The organism is Streptomyces sp. V1I1 (assembly GCF_030817355.1).
In the GTDB taxonomy this organism is placed as follows: domain Bacteria; phylum Actinomycetota; class Actinomycetes; order Streptomycetales; family Streptomycetaceae; genus Streptomyces.
Window position 1 is genome coordinate 8052920 of record NZ_JAUSZH010000001.1, and the last position, 24400, is coordinate 8077319.

Below are 24400 nucleotides of genomic sequence, written 5' to 3' on the forward strand. Positions count from 1 at the left end.
AAGGGCGAGCCGGGCGGACGAGCCGTCAGCGCGGCTCGCCTGCGGGCTTATGAACCGGCAGGGTCCTGGAGCGTGAGGCCCATGTGGTCGGCGAGACCTGTGGCGAGTGCCGCCAGGGTCGGGTGCTGATAGACGAAGTTGGCGGCGACTTTGATGCCGAGACCGGTTTCCAGGCGGGTTCGCAGTTCCAGGGACAGCAGCGAGTCGAACCCCAGTGACTTCAGCGGAGTCTGCGGTTCGAGGGCGGTGTTTCCCAGCCGGAGCACCGCGCGGATGTGGTCGGCGATGTAGGCCTCGAGGGCGGTGCGTCGGGCAAGACCCGCCGGTATGGAGCTCAGCTCGGTGCGAATGTCGATGCTGTCGTCCTGCTCGGTGTTTCCGGACGGTTCCTCTGCGAGGAGGCTGAACAGGGACGAATGCCGGACCGCCGGGAGGATCCAGGTGTCCGGTTTCCCGGGGATCACGGCGGTGCGTGTGCGCTGGTGTACGAGGAGGGCGTTCAGCGCCTGGAGCCCCTTTTTCGTGGGGATGGTCTGGTACCCCCGTTCGGCGAAGTCGACGGCGGCCCCTGTCTCACCCCACGCGCCCCAGTTCACGGAGAGTGTCGGCATGCCGCGGCCCGTCCGCCAGGTGGCGAATCCATCGAGCCAGGAGTTGGCGGCGGCGTAGGCACCTTGGCCGGGATTGCCCAGCAGGGAGGCCATGGACGAGAACACGACGAACCAGTCGGGGGCGTGAGTGGCGGTGGCTTGGTGCAGCCGCCACGCGCCGGTTGCCTTGGGATGCCACACTCGTAGGAGCTGGTCCTCGGAAATGTTGGTGACCGCGGCGTCGTCGAGGACCATGGCCGCGTGTATGAGGCCGCGCAGGGGCAGGCCGTTCGCGGTGGCGGCGGTCACGAGGCGTTCGGCGGTGCCCGGCTCGGCGATGTCGCCGAGCGCGACTGTGATCCGGGTCCCGTGGGCGCGCAGCTCCTCCAGGGTCCGTTCGGTGGACTCCGAGCCGGGCGAGCGGCCATTGAGGACGATGTGACCGGCGCCCTGTTCGGCGAGCCAGCGGGCTGTCGCGAGGCCGACACCCCGCAGTCCGCCAGTGACGATGTAGGCGCTGTCCGGGTGCACGACAGAGGGTCCTTCAGGGATCACGGCGGTCGTGTCGCCCCGGTCGGGGACGGTCAGGATCAGTTTGCCGATGTGACTCGCACCCGCCATGAAGCGGAACGCCTCGGTGACCTCGGCCAGTGGGAAACTTCGGTGGGGCAGCGGCTTCAGACGTCCCGAGGCGACCGCGCTGAGCACCTCGCGGAGCACGGCGGTGAACACCTCTGACCGCTTGTGCTGGACCTCGATGAGGTCGACTGTGCTGAGGGTGATGTTGTGCCGGAACGGCGACAACCCGACGGACGTGTCGGAGAGGATGTCGCGCACCCCCAGTTCGACGAAACGGCCGAAGGGGCGCAGAGTTTCGAGCCCGGAGCGGATCGCCGCGCCGGACAAGGAGTTGAGGACGACATCGACGCCCTCGCCCCCGGTGGCGGCGCGGGTCTGCTCGGTGAAGTGCAAGGACCGGGAATCCATGACGTGCTCGATTCCCATACCGCGCAGGTAGGCGCGCTTCTCCGCATTGCCGGCTGTGGCCAGTACCTCGGCCCCCAGCATCCGGGCGACGCCGATGGCGGCAAGCCCGGTCCCGCCGGTCGCGGAGTGGATCAGAACGCGTTCACGGGCGGTGAGTCGCGCCACGTGGCGCAAGGCGTACCACGCGGTGACGTACGCGGCGGGGAGCCCTGCCGCTGCGGTGGCGTCGATTCCGGCCGGTACGGGCGCGACGGCATGGACGGGCACGGTGACGAACGACCCGAACGCCCCGCCCCGCAGGTCGACGGCCAGCACCGGGTCACCCACGCGGACGGCCGTGACGTCCGGCCCTACCGCCGTGACCGTCCCCGCGCACTCGAAGCCGATGCGGTACCTCGCGTCCTCGTCTGCGGAGAGAAGGCCCATGGCTGTCAGCACGTCCCGGAAGTTCACCGCTGCGGCACGCACGCGGAGTTCGACTTCCCCCGGCCCCGGGGCGGGCCTGTCGGTGACGGCGAGTTGGAGGGAGCCCAGATCGCCGAAGCGGCCGACTCGGAGCCGGAAGCGGTCCGTGCCGTAGCGCACGGGACGTGTGGTGGCCGTGTGGCGCTCGGTCTCCGTCAGCGGGGCGTAGTCCAGCCGGGCGATGTGGCGGATGCCGCCGCGCAGGGCGACCTCGTCCTCGGGACCAGCATTCAGCAGTTCGGCCGCCACGTCGTGCAGTGCCGCGTCGGCCGGGTCGGCGTCCAGATGGGTGGCGCGGACTTCGGGGTGTTCGTAGGCGAGGACGCGTACCACTCCGCGCAGTGCGCTCTGGCCGGGGTCGGCCGGCTCTGCGGGGTCGACGGTCTGGGCGCCACGGGTGACCACGAACAGACGAGGAGGTTCGGGGCAGCCGGAGACGGCGGCTTGCACGGTGTCGAGCAGCCGTCGGGTGCGTCGTAGTGCGCGCGCTGCCGGATCCCCGCCGTCGGCGGGTGGCGCGCAGAGCAGCACCACGGCGTCCGGGGGGCTGGGGTGGTCGGCCCAGCGGTCGACGAGTGCGTCTTTGAGCAGCCCGAGCGGGTGGTCGCCCACGGGGGTGTCGAGCACGTCGGTGGTCGCCCCTGCCATGTGCAGCATGACGGCCAGCGCCTGGGCGGAACCGTCTGCCTCACCGATGACGAGCCAGCTTCCCTGCGGGGTCGTCCCTTTCGTCTCCGGGAGCGCAGCACGTTGCCAGCGAGTCTCGAGGAACCAGCCGTCGACACCGGCTGCACCGGGCGCGCCATGGCGTACCAGCTGCAGGCTGTCAATACTGAGCACGGGCTTGCCCGCCTCGTCCAGCAGACGGACGTGTCCGGTGACGCCGTCGGTCTTCTCCTCCACGACGCGGGCGTGACAGTACACGGCTGTCGTGGGGTCGCCGAGGATGCGTACTGCCTTGACCCCGACCGGAAGGACCAGGCCCTGGCCGTGCTCCCGGATCAGCCCCGCCACCAGCGCTTGCGCGCAGCAATCGACAAGGACCGGGTGGATACGCAGAACGTCCGGCGCCGGTGTGGCCGCCGCCGGTAACTCGACGCGGGCCCACACACTCTCCCCGTCGCGTGAGACCCGCAGGCTCATGATGCCGGTGAAGGCCGGGCCGTGTTCGATGCCGCGGGCGCGCATGCCCGCGTAGAGCGAGGCCGGGTCGAGGGCGACCGGGTGCTGCGCCGGCAGCGCCGTCAGCTTCGCCGTCAGCTTCGCCGTCGGCGGCAGCGGCGGTACGCCGACGTGGTGCAGCTCGGCGGTCGCCTGTCGTACCCAGCCTCCGTCTTCACCTCGGCCGAAGATCTCGCACTCGGCGCGGTCCGGCGCGGTCACGGTCACGCTGGTGACCACCTCGGTGTGTGCGGACAACTGCAGCAACTCCAGGAACCGGACGTCGGTGACCTCAATTTCCTGTTCGGGCGCACCGAACACCTCACAGGCCACTGTCAGGGCGACGGCGCAATAGCCGGCACCGGGAAACACCGGATCCGCGTGCACCCGGTGGTCGGCCAGCCATGGCACCGCCGCGGTCCCCGCGTCTCCCCGCCAGTAGTGACGGACCTGTTCACCAGGGACCTCGGCGTGTGTGCCGGGCAGGCCGCCGCCAGTTCCCGCGGGAGCGTCCGCGAACGGGGCGACATCCGCCCAGTGACGTTGCCGGTCGAACGTGAGGAATGGTACGTCGGAGAGCTCCGCGTCCAGGTAGAGCTTGGACCAGTCGACATCGACGCCCGCGCAGTGCAGAGCTGCCAACTGGGTGCGGAACGTGGTCAGTTCCTCCTCCTCGCGGCGCAGTGTGGGCAGAACCACCGCGTTCTCGACGAGACGGGGCAGGCTGTCCGTGACGGAGCGGGTGACGACCGGGTGGGGAGAGACTTCGACGTAGACGTGGTGCCGGTCCGCGGCAGCTGCGGCGATCGCGGAGGCGAACCGGACGGGGTGGCGCAGGTTCGCGCACCAGTAGGCGGCGTCGAAGTCGGGAATCCGGCGTGGGTCACTCAGAACTGTCGAGTAGAACGGCACTCGGGGCTGCTCAGGTGCCAAGTCCGCCAGGGCCGTGCGGAGATCGGAGAGCAGCGGATCCACCTGGGGAGAGTGTGAGGCGACGTCCACGGCGATCAGATGCGCGGGGATGGCCCGCGACTCCCAGGCGGAAACCAGCCGTTCCACCTCTCGGGTCTCACCGGCGACGACGGTTGAGCCGGGGGCGGCGAGGACTGCGACCGAGACAGCTCCGGAGGCGCAGGCGGTGTCGAGTTCAGCTTCCACCGCCGCCCGGTCCAGGCTCACGGTCGCCATGGCGCCGGCACCCGCGATCCGGGTCAGCAGCGAGGACCGTCGGCAGATGACCCGGACGCCGTCGGCGAGCGTCAGCGCTCCGGCCACGACCGCGGCCGCGACCTCACCCATGGAGTGGCCCACGACGGCAGCCGGTTCGACGCCATGCGCCCGCCAGAGGGCGGCCAGCGCGATCTGTACGGCGAACAGCAGAGGCTGCACCCGTGAGCATTCGGTCACCGGATCTCCCCTGGACACCATGTCGAGTACGGAGAAGCCGGCCTCGGCCCCGATCAGCGCGTCGGCTTCGGTCAGGGCCGCGGCGAAGACCGGTTCGTACTCCAGCAGAGTGCGTCCCATGCCGGCCCATTGCGAGCCCTGCCCGGAGAACACCCACACCGGGCGCCGGGAGACTCCGGCGGCCACTGCGCCGGACACCAGGCCCGGGTGAGCCTGTCCGGCCGCGAAGGACCTCAGGGCGCGGACGAGGTCATGGCGGGAGGCTGCCACCGCACCGAGGCGGCCGCGGCCCGCCGAGCGCCTCAGCGCGAGTGTGTGGGCGACGTCGCGCAGCGGCACGCTCGATCCGTCTCCCTCGAGCCAGTCGGCGAGCCGTTCCGCCGCCAACGGGAGCACCCTGGCGGACCCCGCGGGTACGAGAAAGACCTCGGGCGTCGTGCCCTCCGAAGGTGTGACAGGCCGATGGCTGGAGGCGGCGGCCGGTGCCTGCTCGAGTACGACGTGGGCATTGGTGCCGGAATATCCGAAGGATGAGACCGCCGCGAGCCGGGGGCTCGAGCGGGTGGGCCACTCGGTCAGCCGGGTGGGCACGAAGAAGCGGGTTCCTTCGGCCGCGATGGCCGGGTTCCACTTTGTGAAGTGCAGATTGGGCGGGACGAGTCCGCGCTGCAGGCACAGCACGGCCTTGATCAGGCCGGTGATTCCGGAGGCGGGTTCGAGATGTCCGAGGTTCGTCTTGACCGATCCGAGCGCGCACCGGTCCGGGCCCACGCCGTAGACCTGTGCCAGGCTCGAGAACTCGATCGGATCCCCGATCGGCGTGCCCGTACCGTGCGTCTCGATCAGCCCTACGTCCTTTTGGTCGGTCCCAGCACGTTCCAGTGCTTCCCGGAACAGGGCCTGCTGGGCGGCCGCCGAGGGGGCGGCCAGCCCGTCGGACCGGCCGTCCTGGTTCACGGCCGAGCCGCGTATCACGGCGAGTACACGGTCACCGTCCCGCAGAGCGTCGGCCAGGCGTTTGAGTACGACGACACCGCACCCCTCACCGCGCACGAAGCCGTCCGCGGCGGCGTCGAACGTATGGCAGCGTCCCGTCGGCGACAGCATTCCCATCCGCGCGAAGGACCTCATCGTCCTGGATCCGAGGATGAGCGTGACGCCGCCGGCCAGGGCGAGGTCGCACTCACCGGACCCCAGCGCCCGGCATGCCAGGTGGAGTGCCACGAGCGATGAGGAGCATGCCGTGTCCAGCGCGACACAGGGACCGTGCAGCCCCAGGAGATAGGAGATCCGTCCCGCGGCGACGCAGTGACCGTTCGTCAGGAGCGAGCCCTCCAGCTCCAGCGGGTGCCCGGCGAGACCCTCGTAGAAGTCGTTGTAGCTGATGCCCAGGTACATCCCTGTGGAACTCCCGGTCAGCCGGTCGGGCGGCAGGCCCGCGTGTTCCAGTGCCTCCCAGGCCACCTCCAGAAGCAGCCGGTGCTGCGGGTCGAGCACGTCCGCCTCGCGACCGGAGACGCCGAAGAAGTCCGCGTCGAAGCCGGACACGTCCCGCAGGTAGCCGCCCTGTCGCGCCATCGGATTCCCGTTCCCGGACCTGACGCTGCCGTGATGAGCGCCTGATGCCCCGGACCCGGTACGACCGGCAGGAGGGTTCCCTACCGCATCCCGTCCGTCGGCCAGCAGTCGCCACAGTGCGGCTGGCGAATCGACATCGCCGGGGAGCCGGCACCCCAGTCCGACAACGGCGATGCGCTTGTGCTCTGCGCTCTCAGGGTGATCACGCTGGACCATGGGAAACCTCCCCCTCCCGTCCGTCAGACGGGTCCGGATCGAAACACACTGTGGAATGGCCGTGCACGGGTCGGGTTTTCTCAGCGCTGCTGAGCGGCGTCCGGGCTTCCCAGCAGGACCGCGCTCTTCACACCGCCGATCTGGTAGGTGAAATTCAGCGCATGATGGAAGTCGAGAGAACGGGTGCGCACACCAGGGACCGGATCGAATACGAGACCGTCGGCCGGCTGCTCACAATTCGCCGTAGGACATACCTCGCCCCGCTCCATCATGAGGAGGGTCAGCGCCACTCCGAGGCATCCCGCCGGGGCTCCGTTGTGGCCGAAACAGCCTTCCTGGGACGTCATGAGCAGCCCGGCCGCGGCCGAGCCGTACAGGTGTCTGACCGCATTGACTTCAAAGGCGGTGACGACGGCGTCACCGTCGCTGCCGCCGTGAATGTAGGGCACCTGCTCGATGGACCATCGGTCCCCGAGGCATGCACGGACGGCGGCCACGAGCCCCATTCCACTCTCGTCGCTCGCTAGCGGGTTGGCGAGCCCGTCGCGAGTAGTGGCCTGTGCGAGAATCTGGCCGTACGCGTGAGCGCCACGTCGATGTGCGTGGTCCCGGCTTTCCAGGACCAATGTCACTGAACCCTCGCCGTAGTTCACGCAGTCCGCACGCCGGTCGTACGGCCGCATAAGGCGGTCGAACGACGGAAGGAGCGCGGGTTTGCCGGCCGACCGGATGGACGTGTTCGCTTGCTGAGCCACACGTAACAGGCGCTGTGCGTTGCGGACCAGACCGACGTTGAAAACGTCGACGCCGGTCACCACCGCAATGTCCACCACGCCATCGGCAATCATGTGGCGGGCATTTCCGAGCTGGACGGCGGACGACGCACAACCGCAGGACACCGTGTAGCAAGGACCGGTGGAGCGGGTCACCGCTCCCTGCACCAGGGCGACATCGGATGGAGAAACGGCCAGTTCGGTGCCGATGAAGAGATCCATCGCCTCCAGGGCGCTGATCGTTTCAGGGTCGGCCCGGAGGACCGCCTGGTAGCTGCCCACTTGGGCATCCACCCCGCCCCGCCCGGCCAGAATTGCCGCGGCTGTCAGATCTCCCGCGTACGGGTTCAACTCGGCATCCATGCACGCCTCTGCCAGTGAGACCAGGCCGAACCGATGCGCGGCGGTGAAGTGAGCGGAGAAAACCCCCGGGAATTCGGGCAGACGTTCCTCGAACATGGCGTCGGAAAGGTGCACCGGGCCGTGATAGACACCGTCACGTAAGAGACATGAACGTCCGTGCGAGGCGATGTCCCAGACTTCCTCCGCGGTGAAAACGGGCCGGCCCTCACCCGGCAGGCAGAACCCCATGCCGGTAACCACGACATCCCGCGCACTCGCGCCCGCACTTGCTCGAGTTGTCATAGCTCGACCGCTCATGTCACACCTCCGCACGCTGGACGGCATGGCGAAGCGCCACACCACTGCCATGGACTGGGTCGGGTCAGGACCCGGAATGCCGGACGCACCGGTGAGCGGCCCGGCTCGCAGCCGAGACCCGGCTCGAACAACTGGCGCCTTTTCACGGCGAGATGAAGGCCGGGTGTACCTGCCGACCGCCGACAGTCTGAACAAAACCGACTACAGTTTCGCTCTGTAAGGACTGTCCTTACCTTAGGGCCTGACGGGCAGTTGCTGATCGGTCGATGCCACGGCGCTCGAAGCACTGATAACGGCATAACGTGCGCCCGAACTCCACCGGCGTATTCTGCTTTCCCGAAGGCCCGGGTTCGATTTCCGAGAAAGTCGGAGTCTCTCCGCTGTTTGCCCCGAACGCAAGTGCCGGGCACACTCGCTCGGGCGCCGGGGCAGGGTGCCCGGACGCTCCCGGCCGTGGATTTGCGACGGAGAGGCAGGAGTCGAACGAGTCGGCGCTACGAACACGAGCCTGACACTTTCCTCGGCTTCTCGTGAGCGAGTCGAGAGTGGATCTTGGTCGTGAATGATCGCGAGCCATGGACAGAGGTCGCGCGGGAACCCTCGGGCGGTGAACCTGCTGCCGTTATCCGGCGGATTTCAGAGACTTGTACAACACCGCGCAGGGGCGGCCGAGTTGGCGGTCTTCGCGGTGACCGATCACCAGGTAGCCGAGCGCAGTCCAGAAGGCGAGGGCCCGCGGGTTGTTCTCGACACGGCGAGCTTGGCGCCGGTACGGCCCGCGGCCCGGAACCGTTCCTCGACGAGTTGCGCCAACTGGCGTCCGTATCCGGAGCGTTGCTCGCGGCCGTCCACCATCAGCAGCCCGATCCAGGGGTCGGGGTCGGTGGGGTCCGGGGTGGCGAGCCAGCGTGTCCGCGAGTGCGACGAGCCGCCCACCGCCCCGGGCCAGCAGCACCTCGGCGTCCGGAGTGGCCAGTTTGCGGGCGAGTTCCGTGGCGACCTGCTCGATGCGTACGTCATCGGGGTCGGGGAAGTAGCCGCTGAGCGCGAGGAAGTCCCGGTTGGAGCGGTACAGCTCGGTGATCTCGGTGAGCACCGCCCCGGGCAGCGCGCCGTCCACGGGCACCAGAGATTCGATGAACATGTGGCGCACCCTGTGTGCAGCTCTGTCCGAGGGGTCTGTGAAGCCATGCCATCGGCCTGGTGTCGGCGTCAGTCGGCGGTGAGGGCGAATGCCGGCAGAGCGATGGAGGTGTAGTCGACCGCCGGCTCGACCGTCTGCCAGGCTCCGGCATTTGGCCGCTGAGATGGAGAAGGCGGAGTCGCGCAAGTGGCCCGGTCGCTCAGCTTGTTCTTTATGGTCTGACCTCGAACGACGTCCCGAACGTGATCGCTCGTACGAGGATTCCGGGGACGTGAACACGGCCTTCGTCTGATCCTGTGCTCCGACCAAAGAGGCACTTGACCAGCAACGAAGGCCGTGGGGGGATGAGTTTGCTGCATCACGATGTCGGGCGGGATCCGTTCACGGTGGCGTCACGCTTCCGGGACGATTTCTTCGACTGCCTGACCGGGCGCGGGGACGAGTTGTTCGAACTGGCGGGCGCGCTGCTGTGTGCGGACGGGCCGGTGACCGCGCCGGTAGACCTGACGCTGGTGGCCGGGCACCGGCGTGGACACGACGCGCTGAACTGCGGGAGCGTGGACGTGCCGCGGTTGCGGCAGGTGCTGGCCGGCTTGCCGCAACCCGAGGCCGCCGACGGGCGCCTGGTGCTGGCCGTGGACGTCACGAACTGGCTCCGCCCGGACGCACCCACCAGTCCGGATCGCTTGTTCTGCCACGTCTACGGCCGCAGCGGCCGGTCCTCCGACCAGTTCGTGCCCGGCTGGCCCTACTCCTTCGTCGCCGCCCTGGAATCGGGCCGGACGTCATGGTGCCAGCTCCTGGACGCCGTCCGTCTCGGCCTGCCGACGACGTCGCCGAGGCTACTGCCACGCAGGTCCGCAGGGTGGTCGAGGACCTCATCGACATGGGCCGGTGGCGCATCGGCGACCGCGACATCCTGATCGTCTTCGACGCTGGATACGACGCCCCGCGCATGGCCCACCTCCTGCACGGGCTGCCGGTGGAGGTCCTCGGGCGGATGCGCACGGACCGGGTGATGCGCAGGCCGGTCCCGGTCCCGTGGATCTCGCCACCGCAGGGCGGCCGTCCGCCCAAGCACGGCAAGGAGTTCCGCTTCGCCAAACCGGAGACCTGGGGCGAGCCGGACGCGGCCACCACGCAGGTCACCGACCGGTACGGCACCGCCCGCGCGATGGCCTGGGACCGCATCCACCCCCGGCTGACCACCCGATCGGCGTGGATCGACCACACCGGTGAACTCCCCGTCATCGAGGGCACGTTGATCCGCCTCCAGGTCGACCGCCTGCCCGGCGGCAACGACCCGCTGCCGCTCTGGCTGTGGTCTTCGGCCACCGGCCTGACCGCCGCCGAAGTCGAGATCCGCTGGCAGGCGTTCCTGCGACGCTTCGACCTGGAACATACCTTCCGCATGATCAAACAGACCCTCGGCTGGACCCGCCCGAAGCTCCGCACCCCCGAGGCCGCGGACCGCTGGACCTGGCTGATCATCGCGGCGCACACCCAACTCCGTCTCGTCCGCGAGGCCGCCGCCGACCTCCGCCGCCCCTGGGAGCGACCCGCCGAGCCCGGCCGCCTCACCCCCGCCAGAGTCCGCCGCGGGTTCAGGAACCTCCGCCCACACTTGACCTGTCCCGCCCGAGCGCCGAAACCATCCCGGCCGGGACCTGGCCGTCCTCCCGGCTCGAAGAACCGGCACCCGGCACCCCGTCACGACGTCGGCAAAACCGTCAAACGGCCCGAGAGCATCAAGGAACGCTCCCGGGCCGGAGGATAAAGAACAAGCTCAGAAGCTGTGTCTGAGGCCTTCATGACAAGGTGAAGGTGTTCTCAGTGCAGCTCGGGGGCTTGTCGCTTCTGGCGGATCCGTCAGAAGCGACGGGGCTGGGCGGGGGTTGCTGCCGGTCGTACGGTGGCGTAGGTGAGTAACAATCAGGGCCCCGATACCTGGTTGATCGCGGCAGTGGAGGCGGGCACCCCTCCGTGTGGGATGGGCAGTATGAAGCGCACGGCTTCGCGTGCACCGTCGGATCCGGGCGGGATCAGGCGCTCGGCGTCCGTTTCGTGACCCCCGGGCAGAGGTCACCATGGGCCCGGCAGCAGGATGCCGGGCCCACGGGGCTGAGCGGAGTGCGGACTGCGGCGTGTGGTCCGCCCACGATCGTCAGTTGCCGACTGCGGCCTGTGCCGGAAGGGTGACGATCATCTTGCCGGTGTTGTCGCCGCGGAGCATGCCGAGGAATGCCTCGACGATGTTCTCGATGCCTTCCACGACGGTCTCCTCGTAGTGGAGCTGCACGTCGCGGATCCAGCCGCCGACCTCCTGTACGAACTGCTGTTGCAGGTCGTTGTGGTCCGAGACGAGAAGGCCGCGCAGGGTGAGGCGCTTGCCGATGGCGAGCGCGAGGTTGCGCGGGCCGGGGGTCGGCGCCGTCGCGTTGTACTGGGCGATGGCCCCGCACAGCGCTGCGCGGCCGTGCACGTTGAGGGCGCCGATCGCCGCCTCGAGGTGGTTGCCGCCGACGTTGTCGAAGTAGACGTCGATGCCGTCCGGGGCCGCGGCCCCGAGTTGCTCGGCGACCGGCGCCTTCTTGTAGTTGAAGGCGGCGTCGAAGCCGTACTTCTCGAGGAGCAGTTCGACCTTCTCGTCCGAGCCCGCACTGCCGATGACCCGCTTGGCGCCCTTGAGCCGGGCGATCTGCCCGACCTGGCTGCCGACCGCGCCGGCCGCGCCGGAGACGAAGACGGTGTCGCCCTCGTGGAACTCCGCCACGCGCAGCAGGCCCGCATAGGCGGTCAGTCCGGGCATGCCGAGGACACCGAGGTACGTGCTCAGCGGAGCGTTCCCGGCGTCGACCTTCACGGCGTCCGCCGCGTCGAGGAGCGCGTACTCCCGCCAGCCGAGCCCATGCAGGACGTGATCACCCACTGCGACGGTCCCGGCGGGGGAGCCATCGCCCACGGCGACGACGACGCCGACCGCACCCCCGTCCATCGGCTGGTCCAACCGGAAGGGAGGAACGTAGGACTTCACGTCGTTCATCCGGCCGCGCATGTACGGGTCGACCGACAGGTGCAGGTTGCGTACGAGGATCTGACCGGAGACGGGCGCTGCGAGAGGCGCCTCGCGCAGGGCGAAGTCCTGGGGCCGGGGCACACCGTTCGGGCGGGCGACCAGGTGCCATTCACGGCTGGTGGTGGGAAGGGTGTTCATGATGCGGATGTCTCATTTCTCCGTGCTCACACACGGCTGAAGGGGGATCAGCTGAGGGGCTTGGCGAGGACGGCTTTGCGGTGGCTGAAGGTCTCGAGGGAGTAGTGGCCGTGGTAGCTGCCCATGCCGCTTTCGCCGACGCCCCCGAACGGCAGGTCGGAGATGGTGAGATGGGCCAGCGGCAGGCCGAACCCGAGGCCTCCCGAGGAGGTTTCGGCGGCGAGCCGCTCCCGGGTGGTGTCGGAGCCGGTGAACGCGTACAGGGCCAGCGGCTTTTCGCGGTCGTTGATGAAGTCGATGGCCTCGTCGAGCCCGGCCACCTCGACGATCGGGAGGATCGGGCCGAAGATCTCCTCCTGCATGACGGGCGCGTCCGGTGACACCTCGGCCAGGACGGTCGGCGCGATGTACTTGGAGCCCCGGTCGTACGCGCCGCCGGTGACCTGGCGGCCGGAATCGAGGAGGGCAGTCAGCCGGTCGAAGTGGCGCTCGTTGACGATACGGCCGTACTCCGGGGAGCCGGACGCGTCCGGTCCGTACAGCTTCTCCACGGCCTTGGCCAGCGCTCCCTCCAGGGCGCGTGCGGTCTCACGGTCGGTGAGGACGTAGTCGGGGGCGACGCAGGTCTGTCCGGCGTTGAGGAACTTCCCGGCCGCGAGGCGGGCGGCGACGGTGTCCAGGTCGGTGCCGCGGTCCACGAACGCCGGGGACTTGCCCCCTAGTTCGAGGGTGACGGGAGTGAGGTGCCGGGCGGCCGCGGCCATCACGATGCGCCCGACCGTGCCGTTGCCGGTGTAGAGGATGTGGTCGAAGCGCTGCTCGAGCAGGGCGGTGGTCTCGGGGACCCCGCCTTCGACCACGGCGACCGCGTCGGTGTCGAGGTACTGCGGTACGAGGCGGGCGAGGGCGGCGGAGGTGGCCGGGGCCAGTTCGCTGGGCTTGGCGACCACGGCATTGCCCGCGGCCAGGGCACCGGCCACAGGGGCCAGCAGCAGCTGCGCCGGGTAGTTCCAGGGGGCGATGACCAGCACGACGCCCAGCGGGTCGTACTGCGTCCAGGCACTCGCTTCCCCCAGGAACGCGGGGACGGGGGCCTGCTCGGGCCGCAGCCAGCCGTCGAGATGCTCCAGGGTGTGGTCGATCTCCCGTATGACGAAGTCGATCTCCGTGCGGTAAGCCTCGGTGGCGCTCTTCCCCAGGTCGGCGCGGAGGGCCGCCGCGAGCTCCTCACCGTGCTCGGTGAGCAGGGCACGCATCCGGTGCAGTTGCCCGGTACGCCAGGCCACGGGCTTGGTGGTGCCGGTGCGGAAGGTGGCGCGCAGCCGGGCGACGAGCTCGGCGGGCTGCTCGGGCGCAGGCTTGTTCATGGTTCCCTCACAGGTCGATACGTGGACGGGGGGCGCTGTCGCCGGCGCCACGGGGCAGGCCCGGGCGCCGGCGTCGGGCAAGGGGATCAGCCGCGGTTGAGGATCTCGATGATGTTCCGGGCGAGCTGCTCGGAGGAGGCGGGGTTCTGGCCGGTGTGCAGATTGCGGTCCGCCACGACGTGGGCGGTGAAGGGGGCGGCGGCGTCGAAGTCGGCACCGAGTTCCACCAGGCGGTCCTGGAGCAGCCACGTGGCCTTGTCGGCGAAGCCGGCCACGGTCTCCTCGGCGTTGGTGAAGCCGGTCATGCGGTAACCGGCGAACGGCCAGCTGCTGTCCTCGCGCCGGGCGGCGAGCAGGGCTGCGGGGGAGTGGCACAGCACCGCGAGCGGCTTGCCGGAGTCCAGCGCCGCGGTGAGGAGGCGGCCGGAGGTGGCGTCGGCGGCGAGGTCCTCCATGGGGCCGTGGCCACCGGGGTAGAGGACGGCGGCGTACGCGTCGAGGTCGATCTCTTCGAGCCTGACCGGGTTCTCCAGGTCGGCGCGGATGGAAGCCAGGTACGCGGCGATGGTGTCGGCCTGCTCCTTGCCGCCGGTGGACTCGGCGGCGAGGCTGACGGCGTCGACGGTCGGAGCCACGCCGCCGGGTGTGGCGATGGTGACGTCGAACCCGGCTTTGCGGAACAGCCGGTGTGGTGTGGCGAGTTCCTCAGCCCAGTAGCCGGTGGGGTGCAGGGTGCCGTCGGCGAGCGTCCAGTGGTCGGCGCCGGTGACGACGAACAGAACTGTGGTCACAACTGTCTCCTTCAAAAGGTGCGTATGGGTCGCGCGGTGGTGGGGGTGTCTTCTCGTCCGGCAGGGGGTGTGCCGGTGGTGGCGTGCGGGCGGTGGGTGGCTCAGGCGACGGTGACGATCACCTTTCCGCGGGTGTGGCCCTCCTGGTTGAGCCGCTGTGCGTCGGCGGCCTGCTCGAGCGGGAAGGTGGCGGCCACTTCCACGCTCAGCTGCCCGCGCTCCGCGAGGACGGTGAGCGCCTCGAGGTCCTGGCTGTCGGGGCGGACGAAGACGTACCGGCCTCCGAGGCCGAGGACGGCGCCATCCGCGACGGAGGCCAGTCGGCCGCCCTCGGCGAGCAGCCCGGGGGAGATCTTCAGGGCTTCGCCGCCGATGAGGTCGAGGACGGCGTCGACACCCTGCGGCGCCAGGGCGTTGACGCGGTCGGTGAGGCCCTCGCCGTAGGCGACCGGCTCGGCGCCGAGCCCGCGCAGGTAGTCGTGGTTGTGCTGGCCGGCGGTGCCGATGACGCGGGCGCCGAGCGCTCGGGCGATCTGTACGGCCAGGGAGCCGACACCACCCGCCGCGGCGTGCACCAGCACGGTGTCGCCGCTGCCCACGTTCAGGGCGCGGGTCAGCGACTGGTAGGCGGTGAGACCTGCCAGCGGGATGCCGGCGGCATCCTCGAAGGAGAGGTTGGCGGGCTTGCGGGCGAGCGTACGGATCGGGGCGGCGACGTATTCGGCGAAGGTGCCGCGGGAGACGAAGTCCTCACGGACGTAGCCGATCACTTCGTCGCCCGGGGCGAACTCGGTGACCCCGACGCCGGTCTCCTCGACGACGCCCGCCACGTCCCAGCCGGGGATGACGGGGAAGACGGTGTCCATGACGCCGTCCAGGTATCCGGCCTGGATCTTCCAGTCGACCGGGTTGACGGAGGCGGCCTTCACACGGATCAGTACGGTGTCCGGGCCGAGCTTCGGGTTGGGGACGTCGCCGTATTCCAGGACGTCCGGGCCGCCGTAGGTGTGGTAGGTGATGGCCTTCATGGTGGTGCTCCTTGGTGCGGTGGGTGCGGTGGGTGCGGTGGGTGCGGTGGTGCGGTCGTGCAGATCGCAGTGGTGCAGATCGGGTGGGTCGTCAGGCAGCCGCGGTGGCGGCAGCCGGCTCGGGGGCCGTCTCGGCGGCGGGCAGGTGTTTCGCACGGGGCGCCTGCCGCTGCCGCTTCAGGCCGACCAGTGCGATGGCCAGGACGAAGGCGAAGGCGACACCGGCGATGGTGAAGCTCAGGGTGAACTGGCTCTCGGCGGGCAGCGGGGGCACTCCGGCCGGAAGGTGCTCGATGGTCCGGGAGGCGAGCAGCGTCGTGATCAGCGCACTGCCGATCGAGCTTCCGACCGAGCGGGAGATGGAGTTGATGCCGTTGGCGACGCCGGTCTGGTGCGGCGGCACTCCCGCGACGATCAGTGCGGGCATCGCGGCGTAGCCGAGGCTGATGGCCGTTCCGACAGCCATTCCGGCGCCGATGACCGAGGGGGTCGAGGAGTGTGCGGCGGCCAGCCACGCGAAGCCGGCGATGCCGGTCACCGCGCTCAGGGCGAGAGTGAGACGGGGGCCGATCCTGCGGATCAGCAGGCCGCCGAACTGGGCGGCGACGAGGGAGGCGATCGTACTGGGCAGCAGGTACTCGACGGAGGCGCGGAGCACGGAGGCGCCGAAGCCGTAGCCTGCGATGTCCTGTGGTACCTGCGCCAGGTAGGAGATCCCGAGGAACTGGGCGAACATCCCGAATCCGACGAAGAGGCCCGCGAGGTTGCTGAAGAGGACCGGGCGGTGGAGGAACATCTTCATGTCGACCATGGGTTCGCGCACGCGGCTCTCGGTGAAGGCCCAGACACCGGCCATGACGACCGCTCCGGTGAAGCTGCCCAGGGTGCGGGCAGACGTCCAGCCCCACTCGTGGCCCTGGGAGATTGGCAGCAGAAGCAGGACCAGGAAGAGCGCGAGGGTGAACGCGCCGAGGAGGTCGGTGCGCCCGCCGGTCTTGGTGCGGCTTGCCGGTACGAGGAGGACGACGGCGAGGAGCGTGACCAGGGCCAGCCCGGCGGCCAGCCAGAAGACGGGGTGGTAGTCGGCGTTGTCGCCGCGGGTCAGCAGGCCGGTGGCGACCAGGGCGAAGCCGCTGCCGAACGCCAGGGTGCCGCTGACCAGTGACATCGCTCCGGGCAGACGGTGGGCGGGGACCTCCTCGCGGAGTACCGACAGCGCGAGCGGGAAGATCGCTGTGGCGGCGCCCTGGAGAACGCGGCCGACGATCAGCCAGAGGAGCGAGTCGGTGGTGGCGGCCAGGACCGACCCGGCGATCATCACCACCAGGACGCCGATCAGGGTCGGCTTCTTCCCGTGCTGGTCGCCGAAGCGGCCGAGCAGGGGGGTGAAGACGGCTGCGGAGAGCAGGGTCGCGGTGGTGACCCAACTGACCTCGGCCGCACTGCTGTCGAGGCTGCTCCCGATCAGGCCGAGGATCGGAATCACCAGTGTCTGCATCATCGACACGACCATGGCGGCGAGGCTCAGGACGAGGACGACTGCGATCTCACGTCGGCGTCGGCCGGGCGGCGGGGCAAGGGTTTGGGACACGGGCGCTCTCTTCGGGGCGGGGCGAGGGGCCGGACCGGTGGAGGGACTCAGCTCGAACAAGTAGATGCTTGATGCACCCAAGCAATGAGAAACGACCGTAGAGGTCAATGGTTGAGGATGTCAAACTTTGAGTTCTCACCTAGACTGGAGCCATGTCCCGCACCCCCGCCGCGCACCCGGCTTCCGCGACTCAAGCCCCGCAGGGCAGCGACCCCACCTACGTCGAGCTCCTGGAGCGCCTGGCACGCGCCGCCGCCGGCTACTACCGGGACCTCACCGCGGCGGCCGCGGTACAGGGGCTCACCATGACGCAGGCCAAGATGCTCATCCAGCTGCGACAACCCACGCCCATGCGTGCCCTCGCCGGGCTGCTCTCCTGTGACGCCTCCAACATCACGGGGCTCGTCGACCGGCTGGAGGCCCATGGACTGGTCTCCCGGCAGCTCGACCCGGCCGACAGGCGGGTCAAGAACGTGGTCGCCACGGAGGAGGGCAGGGAGGCCGTCCGGCGGATCCGCGCCGATATGCGGGCCACGTCGGCGGCCTTCGCCCGCCTCGACGACGAGGGCCGCCGCAGCCTCTACGAGCTGCTGGGACGCCTGCACCCCGACGAGACGGCCTGATCACGGCCTGGATGCCACGTGCCCGATTCCGTCGCCCACACACAGTGGCGGCGATGAGCCGTCCATGCCCTGCGCTGGAAGCTAGGAGCGTGTCTCGGTAACCGGCAACTGGTCCGGAGGTCGTGATCGGTGGGATCGGTGTGGGGCCGATGTGCGGGTCGGTCGGGCCGGGATTTCGGCCCGCTGCGGCAGGTGGGCCGGACTTGTCAGCCGATCGCCGCGGCAAGACCGGCGGTTCCCGCGTGTCGGAAGATCTTGCGGAGGTTGTGGCAGGCGGCGAGCAGGCGCCACTCGCCGCGGGCTCCCTCCTGGCCACGCAGGAGGAGCTGGCGGCCGTTGTGGCAGGTCATGATCTGGCCGAAGACGGGTTCCACGATGGCTTTGCGGCGGGCGTAGGCGGCTTTGCCGGGTTTGGTCCGCAGTGTGCGGGCCATGCGCTCCTTGAGTGTGGCGTTTTTGGGGATGCGTCCGCGTGGTGCGGGCGGGACCTGTTCGTCGTGGGCGAGACGACCGGTGGCCATGAACGTGTCTGTACCGCAGGCCAGTTGGCGCCCTGGATGTAGGCGCCGATCGCTGTTCTCCATGATCCGTGATTCCGGATCGGTGAAGTTCGCCTGGGCCTTGGGCTTGGGACGCGCCTTTGCGGCGGCCGCTTCCCCGGCGTCGGCCTGTTCGTCGCTGGTCCCCGCACGTTCCTGGCGTCGGCGTTCCTTGTCCTGTGCGTGGCGGCGGGCCTTGTCGGCGGCCACGGCTTCGATCTGGGCGCGGGCGGCCTGCAGCTTGGCCAGGCGCTTCTCCCGCCGGTCGAGTTCGGCGGGCAGGTCCGCATCCTTGCCGTCCACGCCGTACTGCTGGTCCTCGGCGGCGTCGGTGGCCTCCGCGTCGGCCAGCAGGGCAGCGGTTCTCGCCTCCAGTTCGGCGACCTCGGCCTTGATCCGCTCTTCCTTGTCGACCAGCCGTCCGTAGCTCATCGCCTCGTGCTTGGACGCGTTCGCTTCCAGCTTGGTGCCGTCCAGGGCGACCGGCCCATCTTGACCATGCCCAGCTTCTGCGCGAGGTGCAGCGACTGGACGAATAGACCGGCGAGCGCGTCCAGGTGGCGGCGGCGGAACCGGGCGATCGAGCGGAAGCCGGGGGCCTGGTCGGCGGACAGGAACCGGAAGGCGACGTCGTCGGCGCAACGGCGCTCGATCGCCCGCGAAGAGCGGACCCGGTGGTGTAGCCGTAGATCAGCAGCCGCACCATCAATCGGGGATCGTAGGGCGGGTAGCCGCGCTTTTCGGTGTAGTCCGCCAGGATCGGCCCGAGGTCCAGCACCTCGTCGACCAGGTCGGCGACGAACCGGGCCAGGTGTCCCTCGGGCAGCCAGTCATCCAGCGATGGTGGCAGTAGCAGGACCTGATGCGGATCGAACGTACGGAACCGCTTGTCCACCGCTGCCGTACGCCCCCGCGGCTGCTTGCTCTCTACCAGCTCGACCTCGAACAGCCCATCCCCACCATCCATACCAACATTATTCCGCACGAAAGATCACGAACCGCAGGCGGGGTGCCCATTACTGACCCTCGCTCCTAGCCTCGCGGTGGGGGACTGCCGACGGCCATTTTCGCTTCGTATGGTGCCCGTATGGGCAGGGACGGAGTGCCCCGGCTGAGGCTGGTCGTGGTCACGGACGACGACACCGGGCCGCGACTGTGCCGTGGGTGCGGCGGGCTGATGCCCTCGGCGAAGGCGACGGCGGTGTTCTGTTCGTCCGCGTGCCGGTCACGGCACTGGCGCCGGATGCGGCGGGCGAGGGCGAGAACCGAGGCGGTCCAGGCCGGCGCGACGTCCAGTTGCCCGGAGTGCAGCACATCGTGGACGGTCGGGGTCGAACGTCCTGCCTCGGCAACGTACTGCTCTCCCCGCTGCCGCAAACGGGCCTGGCACAGGCGGCGCACGGAATGGCGCGGGGTGTGAGCCCGCGCATCCGGCGGGCATGGGGCCGCTTCATGCGCCGGGGCCGCACGCCCTTTCCGACGGCCTTAGGCCGCCAGATGGTGCGAAGTGACGGTCTGCCAGGGCGAGTTGACGGCGTGGAAGGGTGCCGCACCCGGGCCCGCCGGAGGTGAGTTTGGATGTCCGCGATGGTCGGCAGTGTGACCCGGGACCGGTACGACGAGCTGGTCAAGCTGGGGCGGGACTGGGTGGCCACGATGAGCAGCGTCCAGTGGCGTCTCGGGGACGCGGCCGTGGAGATCGAGCCGATGCGCTCGTAGGGGGTGCGAATCCGTCCGGGAAGGACGACCTGTTCACCGTCAGCGAGGCCATCCGGATGTTCGCCGAGGACGTGGGACTGGCCTATACGACGGTCCGCAGCTACCGGTGGGTGTCCTCGCGCTGGCCGAAGGAACGCCGGCGGGCGGACGTCTCGCACACCATCCACAAAGTCCTGGCCAGCATCCCCGATGAGCAAGAGCGTTTCGAGGCGGTCAACCACCCCCCGCCCAACCCCCGCGGAGGGCCTGCGAGGTGGACGCACGACAGCGCGAAGCGGGTGGTGGGCTGGAAGGTCGATTCCCCGGAGAGCGTCCAGGAGAAGGTGGAGGCGATTCACGACCTGGCCGCCGACGACGCGGTCGCCTCGGTGGTGACCACCGACTTCCTGCGCCGCCCGGCGGTCGCCTCGAAGGCCATGGCCGACGACACCGCCCGGCACGCCGTTAACGAAGCCCAGTTCGACCGGTTCCGCCAGCAGGCCCAGTTCGTGCACCAGGAGGCCGCCCCGCAGCTGCAGCGAACGGAGCACAGCGCGCAGTTCATGGACCTGGTCGCGGCCTGCGCGCAGTTCGTCGCGACGGCGGGACGGATCGTGCCGAACCTGCGCGGCGAGCACTACGACGACGGCGAGCGGGAGACGATCGGGCGGGGACTTTCGCGGGTACGCGCCGCGGCCGACTGGATCGAGAACGCTGTGACCCGCGGCGAGGTCGACCTGGACGAGCAGCTGGAGAAGCTGCTGAAGGGTTCGGGTGAGTAGGCGATGGGGCGGGGGGTCCCCGCTCACGTCCACGCCGAAGCGATCCTGAGCGCCTTGCTGGAAGCCCGTCCCGCCGGCCTGGCCATCGTCCAGCTGATGTCCGCCACCGAACGCACTCGCGCGCAGGTCCACACCGGACTCGCGCATCTCCGGAAGGTCTCGGCCGCGAAGGGCCTGCCGCCCGTGACCTGGGACAAACGATGGGGATACCGCATGCTGGACGACGCGCCGGAGGTGTGGATCGGCTACGAACGGGCGTTCTTCGAGACCGTCCGCCTCCGGGTGGAGAACTTCATCGCGGGAACCCTCCTCCCGCACCAGAAGAAGACCCCGAACGACCCCTACATCCGCACGGTCATGGCGCAGATGGGTGCGATCGAGTCCACCCTTCAGCTGCTGGCCAACCTGGAGTGAACCGAAGCGCGAGAGGTAACCGGCCGCGACCGTCCCGCAGTTGGCCTCATTCTCCGGTCGCGGCCAGGCACCGTCATGCTGCTGCCCCGCTACCGCTACCCCTCCGACACCAGCGACGTCGAATGGGCTCTGCTCAAGGCACTCCTCCCGACTCCCGCCTGCCAGAAACCCAAGGGCGGCGCCCCGGAGAAATGGCCCCGGCGCCGCGTGGTCGACGCCATCAGGTACATCACCGACAACGGGGCGAAGTGGAGGGCGCTGCCCGCCGACTTCGGCATCCCGTGGCGCACCGTGTTCGGATACTTCGCCCGCTGGGCGAAGGCCGGCGCACTCAAGCGGATCCTCGACCAGCTCCGCCGCCGGCTGCGGCTGCGCCGTCGGCGCTGTGCCTGGCCGGTCCGGGTGATCGTGGACTCCCAGTCCGTCAAAGGTGCGGAGACCGTGTCGAACGCGACGCGCGGATACGATGCGAACAAGCATATAAATGGGCGGAAGCGGCATCTCCTCGTTGACCAGGACGGCCTGCTCGTCGACCTGCTCGTCACCCCCGCCGACGTCCAGGACCGCGACGCGGCCCGCATCCTGCTCACCCGCCTCCACGCCGAACACCCCGAAATCGTCCTGGTCTGGGCAGACAACGGCTACGGCGGAGAGGAGTTGGGCGACTTCACCGGGCCGTCGGCACACAGCACCGCGTCGGTGAGCTCAAACAGTTCATCGCGCCGAGCGGTCAGACACGCATAGAACTTGCCCCTGAAGCGTGACGCTTGCGCGAACGCCTCCCGCCGGGGCCCGGATAAGAGCAGACTCATGTCCACGGCCTTCGTGCTGATCAGATGCCTTACTCAACACGGCACACGATCGCGCGAAGGCCGCTCACATAGCCGGTGAACTGCGAAAACCTGCCTCAAGTTCGAAGCCCGTTCGAGGCTCGAAGATAAAGAACAAGCTCAGCCGCGCTGGCGGACGTGGATGTCGAGTCCGCTCGTCCCCGCCGCCTCACCCCCGGCAGCAGCCGCATGTCGCGGTCGTAGTCGCCGCCGACGAGCGACCGGAACGGGACCGGCTCGTCCGTGAAGAGCCCGTCGAGCCGCCCCCGTACTCCCGCTTCGCCGCCGCGAATCGCTCCTTTGGCAGGTCGACTGTGCCGTACACCGCGAACAGCTCGAGCGGTGTCATGCTGGTGAACCAGAACAGGCCGTGCTGCACCGGGTGGAGGACGGCCGCCAGCCGCCCATGGATGCCCCGGTCGGAGAACGCCGACTCCCGGGCGCCGATCGTGACCGACACCAGCGCACGCCGACCCGCCAGGGCGCCCTCGCTGTAGGGCGGGGGGACTGCCGGGCCGTGAGCGAACCCGTTGGTGAACACCCGGTCGATCCAGCCCTTGAGTATCGCGGGCACGGAGAACCACCACATCGGGAACTGCAGGATCACCCTGAAGCGTCTGACCAGTACAGCGTCAGTGGCGCAGTCACCGCTCTCGGCGCATTGAATGTTGCCGAGGTCGGCTCAGCCAGGACGCCATCGCGGCGGTGGTGCGTGACTACATCGCCCGTGGCCATCGCACAGAAGCACGCACCGAGCTGAAGGACCAGAGCCTGCACCAGGTCGAGGTGAAACCGCAGGAGACTCAAGGCTGATCGCGCCTGATGGCGTGGCGTCGCTCGCTCAAACTCTGTTGTCACGCACTCACTGTTCGCTGGCACAGGACAGAAGCGGCTCGGGCGCACCGACCTGGAAGAAGCCCTTCGGGCACTGTTCGGTGGTACGCGCGGACGGCCCCCAGGCGTTGGCCGGGCTGGTCTTCGCCGAGACGCTCTTCTCGCCGACCGCGAAGTAGGTTCCGGCAGCACTGCTGGGGTACAGCCTCGCGAGGACGGCCGAACCGGGATCTACAGGAGCCGCGATCATGGATGCCCAGTGGTACGGGTCACTGAATGTCAGCGGAGGGCCAGGAGAGTGATGAGTGGAACACCGCGCTTCAGCGAGGCAGGCTGTACCCATGCGGTCGCTCCTCCGCCCAGCTCCTCGACCAGGAGTGGGCGGTCATAGCAGGGTCCTCTTCACACTTGCGCAGTGCCTGCCGTTCGCCATCGCACTGCTCGTGGTGGGTATCGAGCTGTCGCCGGCGCACTTTCTGTATACCGGCCCCCTGCTCACCGCGACGCCCGCGCTGGCCGCGGTGACGATGGGACCCAAAGGCACCATCTGGGCAGCGGCTTTCGCTCTGGCCGTGAGCGTGACCACCGCGACCTACAACCAGGCGTGGGGCAATCAGCAGGTCTACACCAACTTCCTGGCCATCCTCCTGGTATCCGCGGCCAGCGTCACGACGAGTAGTGCCATACGTACTCGCAGGCAGGGCGAGCTCGACCAGGTCCGCCGGATCGCCGTGGCAGCACAGGAGGTCCTGCTACGGCCTGTGGCCGCCCGGCTGGGCCCGATGCGGGCGGCGAGCATGTACCTCGCAGCTGAGACTGGGGCGCAGATCGGCGGTGACCTGTACGAGGCTGTGCAGACCCGGTACGGCGTCCGGATGATCATGGGGGACGTCCGGGGCAAGGGGCTGCCTGCTGTGCGCTCGGCCGCAGCCGTGCTGGGCGCCTTCCGGGAGGCCGTGCACTATGAGGATGATCTGGCGGAGGTGATGAACCACTGCGCGGCTGCCTTCCGACGGGAGTGCGCCGTGCCGGGGGCGGTCGATCAGCAGGCGGAATGTTTCGTCACCGCGGTTGTGGCTCAGGTGCCGGACGGATCCGTGGTCCAGCTGGTCAACCGCGGCCATCCGCCTCCACTCGTGCTGCGCCAGGGCAAGGTGCAGGCCCTGATACCCACCTCACCACTGCCGCCCCTCGGACTGGAAGACTTCATCACCGGCCCTCCCGCCAAGCCGGAGAGCTATCCGTTCGTACCCGGCGACCGGCTGTTGCTGCACACCGACGGCGTCATCGAAGCCCGCAACCGCGACAACGACTTCTTCGCCCTGCCTGAGGCCATGGAAGCGGTGTACGCCCGCAACCCGCTGGAGTTCCTGGAGCAACTGCACCAGGGATTGATCCGCCACACCGAGGGGTGGCTGGCGGACGATGTGGCGATGATCCTCCTTGACCGACTCGACGAAGAAGTCGGCGAACAAGTCGGCGCAGATGCCGCCTCATCGAGTGACAGACGGGATTGACCACTCCCGCAACTCGGTGGTGGGCTGTGGTGCTCTTTCCGGGCCGTTGGGGCCGAGGAACCCGGTGACGTGGCCGGGGTGGACAGTGAAGGTTCTCGTGTGACTGGTCGCCCGGTTGGCGACTGACTACGACAGTTGACTCTCAGAGCACGATGCGGTTCATAGTTTCCTGAATTCAGGATCTTCTGTAC

Annotated in this window: 16 protein-coding genes and 6 pseudogenes; 8 read left to right on the plus strand and 14 right to left on the minus strand. The window is 69.2% G+C overall.

Going from position 1 to position 24400, the window contains the following annotated elements; all coding sequences use genetic code 11:
* Positions 1-47: 47 nt before the first annotated feature.
* From QFZ67_RS37580 to QFZ67_RS37590, 3 genes are all read right to left on the minus strand, one after another.
* Positions 48-6404: a type I polyketide synthase gene (locus QFZ67_RS37580; protein ID WP_307665507.1), complete on the minus strand. Its 6357-nt coding sequence runs from the start codon at positions 6402-6404 to the stop codon at positions 48-50.
* 80 nt (positions 6405-6484) lie between these two features.
* Positions 6485-7837 carry a beta-ketoacyl synthase N-terminal-like domain-containing protein gene (locus tag QFZ67_RS37585; RefSeq protein WP_373430178.1) on the minus strand — a complete coding sequence of 451 codons (1353 nt, stop codon included), beginning with the start codon at positions 7835-7837 and terminating at the stop codon, positions 6485-6487.
* A gap of 622 nt (positions 7838-8459) precedes the next feature.
* Positions 8460-8981, minus strand: a complete 522-nt coding sequence (locus tag QFZ67_RS37590; protein WP_307665509.1) for a GNAT family N-acetyltransferase — start codon at positions 8979-8981, stop codon at positions 8460-8462.
* 344 nt (positions 8982-9325) lie between these two features.
* On the opposite strand from QFZ67_RS37590, the pseudogene QFZ67_RS37595 reads away from it, so the two are divergent.
* Positions 9326-10758 (plus strand): annotated as a pseudogene (locus QFZ67_RS37595) (NF041680 family putative transposase).
* Between the two features lie 387 nt (positions 10759-11145).
* Here QFZ67_RS37595 and QFZ67_RS37600 read toward each other — a convergent pair.
* The 5 genes from QFZ67_RS37600 to QFZ67_RS37620 all read right to left on the minus strand — a co-directional run bounded on the left by QFZ67_RS37600 (position 11146) and on the right by QFZ67_RS37620 (position 16972).
* A complete protein-coding gene (locus QFZ67_RS37600) occupies positions 11146-12195 on the minus strand; it encodes an NADP-dependent oxidoreductase (RefSeq protein WP_373430179.1) in 1050 nt (349 codons plus the stop codon).
* A gap of 47 nt (positions 12196-12242) precedes the next feature.
* Positions 12243-13562: an aldehyde dehydrogenase family protein gene (locus QFZ67_RS37605; protein ID WP_307665510.1), complete on the minus strand. Its 1320-nt coding sequence runs from the start codon at positions 13560-13562 to the stop codon at positions 12243-12245.
* Positions 13563-13648: 86 nt separating this feature from the next.
* On the minus strand, positions 13649-14353 hold the full coding sequence (locus QFZ67_RS37610) for a type 1 glutamine amidotransferase domain-containing protein (RefSeq protein WP_307665511.1): 705 nt from the start codon (positions 14351-14353) through the stop codon (positions 13649-13651).
* Between the two features lie 101 nt (positions 14354-14454).
* Positions 14455-15381: an NADP-dependent oxidoreductase gene (locus QFZ67_RS37615; RefSeq protein ID WP_307665512.1), complete on the minus strand. Its 927-nt coding sequence runs from the start codon at positions 15379-15381 to the stop codon at positions 14455-14457.
* Between the two features lie 91 nt (positions 15382-15472).
* Positions 15473-16972, minus strand: a complete 1500-nt coding sequence (locus QFZ67_RS37620) for an MFS transporter (protein WP_307665513.1) — start codon at positions 16970-16972, stop codon at positions 15473-15475.
* A 152-nt stretch (positions 16973-17124) separates the two neighbouring features.
* Between QFZ67_RS37620 and QFZ67_RS37625 the strand changes: the two genes are divergently transcribed.
* Positions 17125-17595, plus strand: coding sequence for a MarR family winged helix-turn-helix transcriptional regulator (locus tag QFZ67_RS37625; protein ID WP_307665514.1), 471 nt, complete (start codon positions 17125-17127; stop codon positions 17593-17595).
* Positions 17596-17801: 206 nt separating this feature from the next.
* On the opposite strand, the pseudogene QFZ67_RS37630 reads toward QFZ67_RS37625, so the two are convergent.
* Both QFZ67_RS37630 and QFZ67_RS37635 read right to left on the minus strand, forming a co-directional pair.
* Positions 17802-19083: pseudogene (locus QFZ67_RS37630) on the minus strand (transposase).
* An 83-nt stretch (positions 19084-19166) separates the two neighbouring features.
* Positions 19167-19448 (minus strand): hypothetical protein, encoded by a 282-nt coding sequence (locus tag QFZ67_RS37635; protein ID WP_307665515.1) that lies wholly within the window; start codon positions 19446-19448, stop codon positions 19167-19169.
* A gap of 264 nt (positions 19449-19712) precedes the next feature.
* Here QFZ67_RS37635 and QFZ67_RS37640 point away from each other — a divergent pair, with 264 nt between their 5' ends.
* The 4 genes and pseudogenes from QFZ67_RS37640 to QFZ67_RS37655 all read left to right on the plus strand — a co-directional run.
* The gene (locus tag QFZ67_RS37640; protein ID WP_307665516.1) at positions 19713-19853 is read left to right on the plus strand and encodes a hypothetical protein; all 141 of its coding nucleotides are present in this window, start codon (positions 19713-19715) and stop codon (positions 19851-19853) included.
* A gap of 56 nt (positions 19854-19909) precedes the next feature.
* Positions 19910-20614 carry a DUF6192 family protein gene (locus QFZ67_RS37645; protein WP_307665517.1) on the plus strand — a complete coding sequence of 235 codons (705 nt, stop codon included), beginning with the start codon at positions 19910-19912 and terminating at the stop codon, positions 20612-20614.
* A 54-nt stretch (positions 20615-20668) separates the two neighbouring features.
* On the plus strand, positions 20669-21028 hold the full coding sequence (locus QFZ67_RS37650; protein WP_307665518.1) for a RacP protein: 360 nt from the start codon (positions 20669-20671) through the stop codon (positions 21026-21028).
* A gap of 75 nt (positions 21029-21103) precedes the next feature.
* Positions 21104-21643 (plus strand): annotated as a pseudogene (locus QFZ67_RS37655) (IS5 family transposase); the annotation flags it as partial.
* 44 nt (positions 21644-21687) lie between these two features.
* On the opposite strand, the pseudogene QFZ67_RS37660 reads toward QFZ67_RS37655, so the two are convergent.
* Together QFZ67_RS37660 and QFZ67_RS37665 are read right to left on the minus strand one after the other, a co-directional pair.
* Positions 21688-21840: pseudogene (locus QFZ67_RS37660) on the minus strand (transposase); the annotation flags it as partial.
* Positions 21841-22027: 187 nt separating this feature from the next.
* Entirely contained in the window at positions 22028-22465 is a 438-nt protein-coding gene (locus QFZ67_RS37665) for an NAD(P)H-dependent oxidoreductase (RefSeq protein WP_307665519.1), read from the minus strand.
* Between the two features lie 80 nt (positions 22466-22545).
* On the opposite strand from QFZ67_RS37665, the pseudogene QFZ67_RS37670 reads away from it, so the two are divergent.
* Positions 22546-22671: pseudogene (locus QFZ67_RS37670) on the plus strand (DUF2191 domain-containing protein); the annotation flags it as partial.
* Positions 22672-22720: 49 nt separating this feature from the next.
* On the opposite strand, the gene QFZ67_RS37675 reads toward QFZ67_RS37670, so the two are convergent.
* Positions 22721-22942, minus strand: coding sequence for a hypothetical protein (locus QFZ67_RS37675; protein ID WP_307665520.1), 222 nt, complete (start codon positions 22940-22942; stop codon positions 22721-22723).
* Positions 22943-23033: 91 nt separating this feature from the next.
* Here QFZ67_RS37675 and QFZ67_RS37680 point away from each other — a divergent pair, with 91 nt between their 5' ends.
* Complete coding sequence (locus tag QFZ67_RS37680) at positions 23034-24209, plus strand: PP2C family protein-serine/threonine phosphatase (protein ID WP_307665521.1); 1176 nt, start codon at positions 23034-23036, stop codon at positions 24207-24209.
* Positions 24210-24231: 22 nt separating this feature from the next.
* On the opposite strand, the pseudogene QFZ67_RS39260 reads toward QFZ67_RS37680, so the two are convergent.
* Positions 24232-24302 (minus strand): annotated as a pseudogene (locus tag QFZ67_RS39260) (ATP-binding cassette domain-containing protein); the annotation flags it as partial.
* Positions 24303-24400: the final 98 nt, after the last annotated feature.